Source organism: Bradyrhizobium sp. 153, assembly GCF_023073835.1.
GTDB lineage: Bacteria > Pseudomonadota > Alphaproteobacteria > Rhizobiales > Xanthobacteraceae > Bradyrhizobium.
The window spans coordinates 1-11,843 of the sequence record NZ_JADPKH010000133.1 but is presented as its reverse complement, the minus strand read 5'-3'; the positions used below and the strand labels follow the sequence as shown (position 1 = coordinate 11,843).

The following is an 11,843-nucleotide window of genomic DNA, read 5'->3' as shown; positions in this document are numbered from 1 at the left end:
ACATGTGCCGCGGCCACGAGCCCGCATCGAAAACACTCCAGTTCCCTGTTGACTCGCAAAGGGCTCACCGCGCGCCACCGGACAGATGCGCGTCAAGCGCGGCCATCCGGGATCAGATAGCTGGCGGTTAGCTATGTGGATTTGGAGAATATTGGCAAAATCTATTGTTTTGATGCGAAGTATCCGTGCTGTGGATGGGCCAAGAGGGATCCATCAACACTGATTGCGTGAGCCGATCCTCTTGAGTCAATTGATCAGGCGCATGCCGAAGAATGGCTCAGCATGCGACCGTCCATTCGGTGAAGGTCCTAGCCAGGCATCGAAGCCATCTCGGGAACGCGAATCATGATGCTTGAGCTGGATCAACTCAAGCGCTGCTTCCCACGAGCAGAGTCGAGCCTACGCCGCTGCCTAATGACGACACCTGGCCGGTCCTTTCGATGATCAAGTTACAGAGCTGAGGGGGACTCGCACATTGGCTTGAAGCAGCGGACCATTAAAGATGGCCAGAGAAGGCTGGTTCGGGATGCTCGAGAAAAACAGCCTGCAGCATTTCGGCAGCTGCGCACCCAAGCTTGCTCCATTCCCATCAGCTTCATAGCTGCTCAGGAGCTCAATCGAAGCCGCTCGGCTAACCAACGCTGCACAGCAAAGTGTCCGGGCAAGCGCTCGCTGGAGCGGGGCATGGATCAATGCATCTTGGGATGAGCGCTGCAGATACCGACTCCTTAAAAGGTCCTTAGGGCGGCGCGGTTCTGGTCATGAACATTTTCATTGCAAAGTCGAGCGACCTGTATGCTCGATCGCGGACCGCCTGAGGCAAACCAGGAGTTGCGTCAATCGCAGTGCGCGCGTCGCTCATAATCTTATCTTTTGCGGAAAGAAGCTTTGCATCTAGTATTACATGAAGCGTCTCTCGAACTTCAGGTGAGATCGAGCTGTCGCCATCGATCAATTCTCGAAGTTTCCAAAACATACGCTCGACTGCTACCATCGACCCGAGGACTGACATCAGTCTTGGTGACATCATTGGCTATCTCCTTCTCCAGCCAGATTCTGGCGACCATCCCAGCGAAATCAGACCTGTCCCCTTTGACACCGGCGCGCGAGGCGACCCTGAACAGGCGAGTGACTGGGATACATGTCCGCTGCTACGCCCCAGCGGGCGTGAGACGGACGTTCAAGATATGCTCAGGGGAACTCACAAAGTGTGCGATTTGCGAGCAAGGCACTTATCTTTCCTGTGCTCCAGGCCGTAACCCGGTAGCGTGCGGTGGCTCACGTGCAAAACTGACATGGAGGGCGTGCGCCGCTTCCATTTGCCACAATACATGCAGCGGCATCGGAGTTGGACTTCTGCCACGCATCCGTGCTCTTCCGCTTTCTCACTCGGATCGCTCTGTTGACGAGGCCGAATTGAGTGAGTGATCCCGGTCACGCAAAGGTGGTCATCCGATATCCCGCTGCTCGGGGCGCCCACCCGTTTTGTGATTGCGTGGGTGCATCGAGATCGAGCCTCCCGATCTGGCGATGGTGTGTTGGTCGTGCGCCACGTCGACCTCGATCGATACTCCATCGGCTGTCCGGCCGAGCTCAGAAAAGCTAGCAACTGAAACGCGCAGATCATTTCCATGTCCTGGATTTCCGATCTCGGATTGGTTCATTTCGTCTGTCTTATTGTCCTCGCCACTGCACGGCTATGCTGTGCATTTCACCCACCAGCGGCCACCGCGCTTCTCCGCGCGCAACTTGCCGCGGCGGATCCGAGAGAGCACGCCTCCGGGGCTTATGTGGTTCATCGCTGCGAATCGCTGAACGGTGAGGTAGTCCTCATGCAGAGGTGGAGGGGTGCTAATTCCGTGCGCAGCCAGCAGAATGCGCAGCGAAGCCAACTCCGCCAGCACGATCTCGAGCTTACGCGCGATCTCCTCCGTCTGGTCGGAGCGCTGCCGGGACCGCGTCACGACAGGCCCGCCCGTGCGATAAGCCGCATCTTGGATTCGTGTGGAATGCGATCGACGAACTGGCGCGCCAAAGCGGGATGAGCGTGAGCCAACTCACCTGTCCAAGCAAACCACTGCTCGGGCAATGTCAACGCGCGCAAATGGGAGACAGGGCATTTATTGCCGTTGTTTGGTGATGTAGTCGAAAGGGGTCTCATGCGCGTAAGAGCCATTTGAACCATAAGAACGGCCTGACAAATGCATCCGGCTGCGGTGCTCATGGGCCTCGGTGTTGCCATTTATTGCCTGGTCAAGGACGAACTTATTGGAATCTCTGTTGGCTCACCGTCAGTGCTCTGCCGCTATGAGCTCGGAGTGAATCGCAGTTGCTGTGTTGAGGCAGGCATCCAGTGACAGAGATCCAAAGGCGAGCTGGCAAAGGAGATAGTTGGCGCCTGCTTCTTCCACATGATCGAGAAGAGTTTGGCGCACCGAAGCGCGCGTTCCGACGACGCACAGTTCACTGTCAATTGCGGCATCCAAGGTTAGGGGCAGGTTGGATGGAGGCGGGATGTCATTGAGCTCGTACAGGAACTTAAAGCTCTTGAGCCATGTTTCGTAGGCTGGCGCGGCGAGGGAGCGGGCGGCTGCTTCAGAGCTGGCAATTACGATCATGCGGAGTAATGCGAGAAATGGTGCTGAACCGTTGGCGTCATGCTTGGCGTTTTGATGAGCGCGATAGCGATCTGTTACCTTGCGAACGGCAGAAGAGGGCCCCATGCACGCCAGATTAGCGCCATTCGCCGCCGCCCAATGCGCGGACTCTGGCCGATTTGTAGCAATCCATGTCGGGGGACAAGGACGCTGGTGAGGTGAAAGCGTCAAAGGAACGTCGCTCAGCGCAAAATGTTGCCCTTCGTACGAGAGCGGGCCGCCATTCATCGCGTTAACGAAGATTTGGGAAGCTTCCTCGTAACGGCTTGAGGCAACATCGGCTCCAACCCCAAAATAACTCAGTTCGATCGGTAGGGAGCCGCGACCAAGACCGACCTCGACCCTGCCGCTGCTCAGGTGATCCAACATGCAGATCTCCTCGAATGCCCGCAACGGGTGGTAGAGGTTGAGCAGCATGACCAATGGACCAACGCGAAGTCGCCGTGTGCGTTGTATGACGCTTGACAGAAACAAGTTCGGCGATGGACCGCGTCCATGGGGGGTGCAATGATGCTCCGCCAGATGATAGGCATAGAAACCGAGCTGGTCGTAGGCCTCCGCCAGCGCGAGGCGGTCCGCGTATTGCCGGGCGATATCGGGGCCGTCCTCGTCAAGATGATCAAAGATGCCGCAGGTCAGGTTTGAGGGAAGAACGTTTCTCACTCAGTTATCTCCTATAGAGAGGACCGAAGTCCTCCGGGTTTTGGAAGAGGCGCTCGCTGGCACTGCGGTGCATATGCTGCGAAGCCGTTCTCAACAGCTCGCAATGCGCCGATCGGACAAAAACTGACTCCGGCTGCGTCGCGAAGCTTCATCATGTGTGGGGCCGGATCGATGACGAACGGGGATCTGTGACCTGAGTGGAAGGGGTCACTAGCCACGGCATCCCACTTTCTTAAGAATGCTGCCGACAGCCGCAAGAAACGCATCCATCTGGCGCGTTGTACCGATGCTAACCCGAATGCACTCTTGCAGGCCGGCATCCGGAAAGAAGGCAACGAGGACGCTCTGGTCTTGCAACGCCGCCTGCCACCACCTGCCACCCTGGCCTACCGGCACACGGGCGAGGAGGAAGTTCGCGTGGGAAGGCGTTACGGAGAACCCAAATTCCGAGAGCGCGGCCGCTACGCGCTGACGCTCAAGCCTTACGTGGCGATGGTTCTCCTCGTAGGCGTCGCGATGCGCAAGGACGCTCATGCCTACGGCATGAGCGACCACATTCATGTTGAAAACATTCTGGATGTTGCGAAGCCGCCCAATCAGCTCGGGATGGCCGAAACCGAAGCCGACGCGAATGCCAGCGGCGGAATAACTCTTGGAAAACGTGCGCAGGACCAGAAGATTCGAATGGCGCTCAACGAGGCGTAGGCCGTCCTCAGGTGCGAAATCGACGTAAGCTTCGTCCAGTACGATCAATCGGTCAGATCGTATAACGAGGCGCTCGATCTCAGCGAGCGGAACAAAGCTTCCGGTCGGATTGTTCGGATTGGCCAGCAGAATGAACTTGGCATGTTTAGCCGGACCGAAAAGCAGCTCGTCCATCGGCAAGCAGTCGGGTTCAGACCAGGGAATTTCAATGAACCGGGCCCCTTGCAACATGGCAAGCTTGCGATTGAATGAGAAGCCGGGCGACATCATTGCGATGCCGTCGCCCGGGGAAAGAAAGGCTCTGTAAATGAGACTGAGGAGTTCAGACGATCCATTGCCAGCCATCACGCGATCAGTGGCAATCCCATAGGCCGCTGCGGCCGCTTGTCTCAAGCTGACATTGTCGTCTTCTGGATAGCGGTATTGCACCTCAAGAGCTGCAATTGCGCTTCGCATCACGATGGCTGGCAAAGGAAATGGGTTCTCATTCGTGTTCAGTTTCACGCAAGTATTATCCAGGGTGGGTCGCCCGGACGGCAGAGCATCCAATTCGCGAGCCACCGGCGAGAGCGAGGAAAGCATAGTTTGCAGTTTTGCATCCAATTTGGTGTTCTCCCTTTTGTCGACGAGAGCAGTTGACGGCCTTCATCGAGCCTATGTGATGCGCGCGCTGTGTTCGGAGCCGGGAAGCGCAAGGTGTGCATGAATGTGAGGGGTGGGGTGCCATAGGCGGGCTCAGATCTAAGCGCAGCACCGGATCAGAGCCCGTCTCGAAATCCGGCAGCGATCAGCACGGATCAGGCGGCGCGCGGCGTTATTCCAGCGAATACCTGTTTCACGAGGGGAGGCAACGCCACGTCCACTCGGCCGAACAGCGCTGCTAACGCTTGGCTTGAACTCGCGTAATCCGCAGACAGACTGCGCAAGACTGACATCTTGCCACAAGCTACGTTCCTTCTAAAGAGGTCCTGGCAGCTCACTCCCGAGAGCGAGGTGCGCATCAGTTTCACTAGCTGGAAGAAGTCACCGATGTTTGTCGGCCTTACGAATGTGGAAGTGATGCTCACTCTAGTGGCACCAGGCGAATGGGAACGTACTCTTCGGGCGGCCGTTCGGGCGTGCACGACAGCTTTGATAGCATTGCCGCGAGGGCGAGAAATGCTGCGACTGCGGCGACTGCGACGCACGTGAGCAGCGCGTAATCGCTATGTCGAGGATGGTTCATCATTCGAACGCTCCGTGCGGTGTTGGTGCGGGCGGTCAGGTCTGCGCGACCGCTTCGATGGTATTGTCGCGCCAGCGGTAAACGATGAACCCAGAAGCGGCATTGTCTCCCTTCGAGTCGAATCGAACCGTGGCAATGGCCGTGTCGATTGAGCCCGAAGTAGGACCGCAGCGACCCGCGCGGCATCGAAGTGCCCGTCCGTTTGACCGAGCCTGCCCATGCTTGAACTGCGGCATCTAGAGCGTGCAACCTGCGTTAGATAGGCTAGTACCCTTGAGCTTGGCGACAGCGGCTGCCCCTGCAGCATTCGTCGTCGAGGCCGGCATAAAGGTAAAGAGCGTGCCGTTTGCGCAGTCGCCAGCAATGGCCAAAGACGATCATCTACCGACTTGTTCTCGCCCAGCGCTCTCACCGGGAATTTCCGAAAGTGATGCCGATCATTGGAGTCTCCGTCGGCCTAGCCGGCGCTCTCGGTCGCCCCGCCGCTGCGTCGATGCTTTTAGAAGGTACAATGTGACGCTACGTGCGAATCAAGTACTTCGAAGGGTGCTCGTCGAGGTTGATTGCCAAAATCCACAGTGCGAAGAACCCCAAAGAGTGCCGACAACGCAGATTCGCAGGCGAATTGCTACGGGCCAACGATCCTCAGTCAGACAAGGATCAGCATCACTTCATTGGGTTTAGAGACATTGCAATAACCGAGTCGCGGGCAACCGCGTGCGTCAACTCTTTCCCAGCTGGTCCTCCAGCGCGGCGAGGGCGAGATCCAGGTATCGCATGAGGCTCGCATCCCAGCCGGCGAGATTGTGTGGTTCGGTCAATCGCGTCAGCACCTTAAGTATCATCGAGACAGTCGAGTCAACTCCTGCGATCTCAGTCAGCAGCGAACGGGCCTGACGCGCGACCGCATTTGCCCGCTCACTGCATGGAGGCTCGCCCCGATCCATGCAGCTACGTAGCTCGTCCCGAATCGTCCGCCACCGATCTTCGCGGCTAGCGTTAGAGGCGCACGTGCAGATGGCCGAGGGGGTACGCTCCTCAATCCGCGACATTGCATCTAACGTGGCCGGCAGCTCGTCGACACTGACTTCTGTCTCACCTTGCGTCGTCATATTGCGCAATCGATCCCGTAATAGTGTCGCCCGCGCGACTTGAACTTCGATTCGCTCCAGATGGTTGCGCAATAGGTCCGTGAGAGATGTCCGCCCCTCGATGGCTTTGCGGATCTCAGGAAGCGAGAAGCCGAGCTCACGTAGCGCGCGAATCTGAGAGACGCGTTGTAGGCTTTCTCGATCGTACATGCGGTGACCGCCATCGGTACGTTCCGAGACCGTCAACAACCCGGTATGTTCGTAGTGATGCAGAGTGCGTACCGTTACGCCGGTCGCCTCTGCAAGTTCTCCAATGCGCCATCGGCGCCGTCGTGGTGTGGCGTTTGTCATGGTCCTCAATTTGCAAGCCTACAACCTGACGTCACGTGAGAATCAAGTTATTTCAATGATCTAGATGATGGTCTCTTGCTGCGAACCCCCGGGAGGACTGAGCGCATGCTGTTGATCAAGCGGCCGAGACAAGTGCAAGCATCAAGTTCGCCAGCGACGCCAATTCGTCCCTCGCTGCGCGTTGCATCACAAGTCTGGCGATCGCCACGCGATTCTCGCTGGTTCGCATGCATGTCGGTAAAGACGCGATTGCTCGATCAAAAAGGTTTCCCAAGCTCGCGAGATCCTCCGGATCGTAGACTCCGCTCGGCTTATCCAAGAGTAAGCTCCTTTGATTGTCGCACCGGCGCCGCACGTGACGAAGCCGTTTGGCTGTGGTGGGGCAAAAAGGAGACGGAGCGGCGACGTGCGCGAAAGAATGTGACAGGACGTTCGTGTGGTGCCGTTGTGCAACACGGCGTTTGCTTCCCTTTTGTCCAACACTGCCCTAACCGAAACTGTGCAATTTCTGCTGGATGCTGCCGCAGCAGTGGGCCATCTGCTGTCTGATCGCCAGGCGAAGCGAAAGCAGATACATGCAGCCCCGCTTGCTCTTGAGACACGGCTTCACGAACGGCGGCCCAGACACAGTACTGATCTGATCAGATGGGCCTCTTTCGGTCGAATCCTTGCTTTGATGTCTATCGTCGAGCCGGCGTTGATTGGTCAATCATCGCAGATCAGTCTTACCACCACATCGTGACGCGGCCGCCCGCTCGGCGCCTAACAGCATTTTCGACACGATGCTAGTCCTGTTGAGATGGCTTTGTGGGCGCGAAGGCGCTGTTCGCGCATGGCAACATCGGGTTTTGGAATGCCACAAAATGATGGCTGCTCTTCAACGGCGCAAGTCCGCGACCCAAAGCGTCGGTAGAATGAGAGAAGGCGGGCCGCAAAACCATTCCCGGCATGTATCTCAACGCAAGCGCACCTCGCGCGGCTGGCGAAACGTTACTCGCGATTGAGGACCGAGCCTTGAAGGATCGCTCCGTATCCGTTGGACCTGGAGGCGCTCAAAACAGGTCAACAGGCCCCGGGCGCCGCGCGGCCGCGCCGGGAAAACAATGACGTGCCATAGCTCCTACAGCAATAACTCGCATATCCAGAGGTGAGCCGGATCAGTGTTGGGCAGCACAGTCCAGCTGTCGCGGGTAATGGCTTGCTCGTCCAGAAGCTCACTCACTTTCATCCTCGAACAGTATCGCTTTGGTCTGCGAGCGCTGGACATAGATGCTTTGGGTAAGATAGGCAAATCATGTTACCGCACCGAAGTAGCTCTTCGGGGACAGCGGTGAGGGGCCGCAACTCGGGGCTAACGGCGGCGGCATCCCGCGCGCCACGCGCCACGACACTTTCGAAAAGAACACGACTGTCGCGAGATCCGAAAGGATGACCCTGCACCCACGATCCGATGTGGCTGGATTGACCATGTCGCCCGAAACGAGCAAAAGCTGTAGGTGGAGCAGGGCTTGGCGAATGGGAGCGACGAGCCCTTCCGTGCGCCGGACATTGGCACAGTTGCCGTCCTCTCATCATAAAGACTCATCCCCCAAGCACGCGCGCAGCGGGACAATGCCGCGAGCTCACGGCGGGTGGATCCAGGTTGATCCTGCGGCCAGCGAGTTTGCGGTTGCGCTCCGTCATGCGGGATCGAGTATAAGAGTAAGACAAGCCGTTGAGATGACGTGTCTCAACCTCCATGCCAACCTTGCGCAGACCTCTCACTTGCAGGTTCCGCTCTCCCGAGTTACGCCAGCTCGCGTTGCGCTTTCCGGACGCGACTGTGGACAGTGTTGGCGTTCGGCAGAACAAGTTGGTTCGACGCGAACGAGCCGGCATCGACCCTGTGGGGCGGCCCGCCAAGAGGCGTTTAGCTACTGACGAGCTTCGGCATTACTGCTGCGATCGCCGGGACAGTGCGGCAAGGAGAATGCCCAACGGCAGGCGAAGAGCGGTGCGGGTGCGCTAGCAGTGTCCACGTTTGCAGCCTCGATCGCAGGTCTTGGTCTACAACCTGACGCGGTGTACGATCCAAGGGATTTTAGTGCCGAGGCCGGATCTCGTTCACCTGACTGGCCGGATCATTTCGCGAGCTCTGAGCTCAGCTCATGTAGAACAGCGCGACGCAGCCCGTCGGATCAGCGGAAAGTCATTGCGGAGCGCCGCCGAACGAGCTGTATGACGCGCAAGATCGTCACGCCAGCGCGAGATCAATAGCGCCGCCGACCCGATCAAACTACGCTCAAGCGCGCCAATCCGAACACCAGCGAGGACCGGTGCTTCGAGCCTGGCGTAGATCTGGTTAACGAAGAGTAGGTCGCAAACGGCCGAACAATCCTAGAACTGGCCGTGACATTGGTTGGTCTCGGACGGAGAGACCATCATGGATGCCTCTTGCAAGAACATGTTGCGCATCCAAATGCTTGCGGGATCAGTATTATGAATGGCCGGCCATTGGACGGCCTCGGTGAATGTGAGAAGTCGCAGCGGAGGTTCGATGACCCGCAGGGGCATCGTGTTTGCGAAATGGCTGACCAATCTTGAGGGCATGCTCGCTATACGGTTGGTGCCCAATAACATAGGCGGAATCATACCAAAACCCTGCACAGCGACCTCAGTGCGTATCTTGAAACCATGCTCGAGCAAGAGCCATTCGTGGAAGGAGGGCCTCAGGGAGCGCCCGAACTGGGCTTCCACGTGCCCGATCGACATGTACTTCTCGAACGTAAGTCGCGGCGCCAGCTGCTTGTTCATCGGGCAGCCCACGCAAACGAAAGTGTCCTCGAACAGTGCCGCCTTGGGATGCGCACTCGACATGAACATCTCCGGGTACATGAGGAAATCGACTTCACCGCGCCGGAGAAGTTCATCGGGTTCCTCTACGGGCGGCAGCAACTCGAAATTGATTGTCGGAGCTTCCCGCGCGACGCGGTCCACGATCCGTCGAAGAAACACGACAGTCATGAAGTCGGACAGGATGATCCTGAATCGCCGATTCGATTGAGACGGAGTGAAGCCGTCCGGAGAAATGATGGAGAGCTGAATGTGAGCGAGAGCCTCGCGAATCGGGACTGCGAGCGCTTGAGCCCGCGGCGTTGGGACAAGCTTCCGGCCCCTCATCGTGAATAGCTCATCGCGAAAGTAAGTGCGAAGCCGCGCGACGGCAGCACTCATGGCAGGTTGACTGAGGTTGATGCTTCTTGCCGCCGCAGTGAGATTGCCTTGCGTCACCAGGGCGTCGAACGCGACGAGGAGATTCAGATCGAGTCCCTTGAAACGCATAATCTTGAGTGATCCACCGTATGAATGTGTTCTATCGATACAATCGATTTTACCATTTGTACCGAATGAGGATAGCAAAGGATAGTTTAGCGAGATGTCAGATCTATCAGAATGGTTACAAATCGTAGCGCGTCTCAGCCCAGCGCCAGGGATCGATCAAGACATCTGGACCGTGCGGTCGCAGTTTCGCGCGTGTTGCGCAAGTCATATCTCGGCGAGCTAGCACGGTGGGGATCCGCAGATGTGCGTGGGCGTATAGGACGAGCAAACCATCGTATGGCTTCGCCAACCCATTCTATACCGGCCGTGTACCGCCGTAGAATTGAGCGAACGCTCAACTTGGCCGTAGATTTCCCTCCAGTTGGACCCCTTCGGTTGCGGGTGCCAAATGTGTTTTGGTCGCATCCGATTGCGTCCTTGCTGCGGAGAAATCGTGCGGAACATGCAAGCGAAGGCGTCCCTGGCGAATCTGATGCGAGTTGCGCACACGCTCGACGTCGTATCCATTGTGAATGCAGAGCGGTCAGTGCGTGAAGCTCTGACAGATATGGTGTTTTCCGCGGGTTACGTACCCGAACCCTTCGAGAGCGCAGACGAGTTCTTAAAATCGGGCCGCCGTTTGATCACGTCGTGCTTGATCGCGGACATGCAGTCGAGCGGGATGAGTGGCTTTGAGCTTTTCCATCATCTTGCTGCATCCGGAGGCGCGATTCCCACCGTTCTGCTCACAGACAACTCCGAAGAGGATATGAGGCGAGTTCTGCAAGCTGGACTCCAGTTCTTGAGCAAGCCTTTCCAGCGTAGCGAACTGCTGGCCTGCGTCAGGAGTCAGATAATGAATAGGAATTTCTCTCTATGAAAATGATCGCGCCCGAATCCAGACGAGGTGTTTCGGCGCGCCCTCCAGTTCGTTGGAGGCTGTGCTGGGAGAATGAGCTTCAACTTGCTGACCATATTGAATTGTCCGACTTCTTCCGGAAGACCTATGGTCCGACCGGGGCATTCAATGCAAAGCCCTTTGAAGATCATCGAAGCTGGGCCGGCGCAAGGCCTGAGATTCGGGCAATCGGCTATGATGATCGTGGCGTCGCGATTCACATCGGCGCACTGCGCCGCTTCATAAAAGTTGGTGAGGTCGATCTGCTTGTGGCTGAACTCGGATTGTACGGGGTACGCCCGGATCTCGAGGGGCTCGGCATCAGCCACTCTATCCGCGTGATGTATCCGGTATTGCGAGATCTTGGGGTGCCATTCGGCTTTGGCACGGTCCGATCCGCCCTGCAGAAACATATTACCCGGCTGCTCGGGCGACAGGGATTGGCGACTGTTTTGCCAGGGCTCAGTGTCCGGTCCACTCGTTCGGATATCTATCTCACTGTGCCTCCGACGCGCGTGGAGGACGTGGTCGTCCTCGTTCTGCCGATTGCGAGGCCAATGAGCGAATGGCCGGCCGGTGAGATGATTGAACGAAACGGGCCGGAACTGTGACGTCCGCAGACGACGAGACTGAAGCGCGGAGCGACTACGCCGACGGAGAGCACTGCGTCTATCTGACATTTGATGATGGGCCCAACCCGCATTGCACGCCGGCCATCCTGGATGTGCTGGCGCAGCATCGGGCCCCCGCCACCTTCTGCGTGATCGGTGCATATGCAGCGGGTCAGCCGGAGCTGATCCAGCGCATCATTGCAGAAGGGCACGAAATCGCAAACCACACAATGACGCACCCGGATTTATCCAAATGCATGCCGGATGAGGTGGAATACGAGATCCTCACGACGAACAAGATGATCGGAATGGCCTGCCCCCGAGCCTCTGTGCGGCACATGC

General features: G+C 57.6%; 9 protein-coding genes. 3 read left to right on the top strand and 6 right to left on the bottom strand.

Annotated elements, in window-relative coordinates:
• Positions 1-739: 739 nt before the first annotated feature.
• The 6 genes from IVA91_RS31550 to IVA91_RS31525 form a co-directional block, all read right to left on the bottom strand.
• Positions 740-1,030: a hypothetical protein gene (locus IVA91_RS31550; protein WP_247460136.1), complete on the bottom strand. Its 291-nt coding sequence runs from the start codon at positions 1,028-1,030 to the stop codon at positions 740-742.
• A gap of 667 nt (positions 1,031-1,697) precedes the next feature.
• The gene (locus tag IVA91_RS31545; RefSeq protein WP_247460135.1) at positions 1,698-1,964 is read right to left on the bottom strand and encodes a hypothetical protein; all 267 of its coding nucleotides are present in this window, start codon (positions 1,962-1,964) and stop codon (positions 1,698-1,700) included.
• A gap of 327 nt (positions 1,965-2,291) precedes the next feature.
• Entirely contained in the window at positions 2,292-3,320 is a 1,029-nt protein-coding gene (locus tag IVA91_RS31540; protein WP_247420882.1) for an LLM class flavin-dependent oxidoreductase, read from the bottom strand.
• A 210-nt stretch (positions 3,321-3,530) separates the two neighbouring features.
• Complete coding sequence (gene hisC / locus IVA91_RS31535; RefSeq protein ID WP_247460140.1) at positions 3,531-4,607, bottom strand: histidinol-phosphate transaminase; 1,077 nt, start codon at positions 4,605-4,607, stop codon at positions 3,531-3,533.
• A gap of 1,365 nt (positions 4,608-5,972) precedes the next feature.
• Positions 5,973-6,692, bottom strand: a complete 720-nt coding sequence (locus IVA91_RS31530) for a MerR family transcriptional regulator (RefSeq protein ID WP_247460133.1) — start codon at positions 6,690-6,692, stop codon at positions 5,973-5,975.
• A 2,376-nt stretch (positions 6,693-9,068) separates the two neighbouring features.
• Positions 9,069-10,013 (bottom strand): LysR family transcriptional regulator, encoded by a 945-nt coding sequence (locus IVA91_RS31525; RefSeq protein ID WP_247460131.1) that lies wholly within the window; start codon positions 10,011-10,013, stop codon positions 9,069-9,071.
• 442 nt (positions 10,014-10,455) lie between these two features.
• On the opposite strand from IVA91_RS31525, the gene IVA91_RS31520 reads away from it, so the two are divergent.
• The 3 genes from IVA91_RS31520 to IVA91_RS31510 all read left to right on the top strand — a co-directional run.
• Positions 10,456-10,872, top strand: a complete 417-nt coding sequence (locus IVA91_RS31520; protein WP_247460138.1) for a response regulator — start codon at positions 10,456-10,458, stop codon at positions 10,870-10,872.
• Complete coding sequence (locus IVA91_RS31515; RefSeq protein WP_247333179.1) at positions 10,869-11,501, top strand: NodA family N-acyltransferase; 633 nt, start codon at positions 10,869-10,871, stop codon at positions 11,499-11,501. The genes IVA91_RS31520 and IVA91_RS31515 overlap by 4 nt, the downstream gene beginning before the upstream one ends.
• The coding region (locus tag IVA91_RS31510) for a polysaccharide deacetylase family protein (RefSeq protein WP_247460129.1) at positions 11,498-11,843 on the top strand (346 nt) is incomplete at its 3' end. The genes IVA91_RS31515 and IVA91_RS31510, both read left to right, overlap by 4 nt.

Coding starts and splice junctions, on each gene's coding strand:
- IVA91_RS31530 (WP_247460133.1), bottom strand. CDS start 6,692: ATGACAAACGCCACACCACGACGGCGCCGATGGCGCATTGGAGAACTT.
- IVA91_RS31520 (WP_247460138.1), top strand. CDS start 10,456: ATGCAAGCGAAGGCGTCCCTGGCGAATCTGATGCGAGTTGCGCACACG.
- IVA91_RS31515 (WP_247333179.1), top strand. CDS start 10,869: ATGAAAATGATCGCGCCCGAATCCAGACGAGGTGTTTCGGCGCGCCCT.
- IVA91_RS31550 (WP_247460136.1), bottom strand. CDS start 1,030: ATGATGTCACCAAGACTGATGTCAGTCCTCGGGTCGATGGTAGCAGTC.
- IVA91_RS31525 (WP_247460131.1), bottom strand. CDS start 10,013: ATGCGTTTCAAGGGACTCGATCTGAATCTCCTCGTCGCGTTCGACGCC.
- hisC (WP_247460140.1), bottom strand. CDS start 4,607: ATGCTTTCCTCGCTCTCGCCGGTGGCTCGCGAATTGGATGCTCTGCCG.